This is a genomic window from Mesorhizobium sp. M7A.F.Ca.MR.148.00.0.0 (genome assembly GCF_003997735.1).
GTDB lineage: Bacteria > Pseudomonadota > Alphaproteobacteria > Rhizobiales > Rhizobiaceae > Mesorhizobium.
In genome coordinates, this window is sequence record NZ_RZTB01000659.1 from 1 (window position 1) to 243 (window position 243).

Here is a 243-nt window from a genome sequence, read left to right on the forward strand (position 1 = left end):
CGATCCGCGATACGGCAATCTGGTTCGCCGCGCTGATCGTCAGCGGCGCCGGCGGCGCCTGGTTCTGGGGCACATGGTGGTGCGTGCCGTTCTTCTTCGTCTATGGCGTCCTCTATGGCTCCTCGACGGATTCGCGCTGGCACGAATGCGGCCACGGCACCGCTTTCCGGACGCAGTGGATGAACGATGCGGTCTATCAGATCGCCTGCTTCATGATCATGCGCAATCCGGTGACCTGGCGCT

The 243-nt window shown here is 63.4% G+C and carries 1 protein-coding gene; it reads left to right on the forward strand.

Annotation, left to right across the window (positions count from 1 at the left end):
• Nucleotides 1–243: fatty acid desaturase (locus tag EOB49_RS35715; protein WP_206526233.1), on the forward strand; the 243-nt coding region annotated here is incomplete at both ends.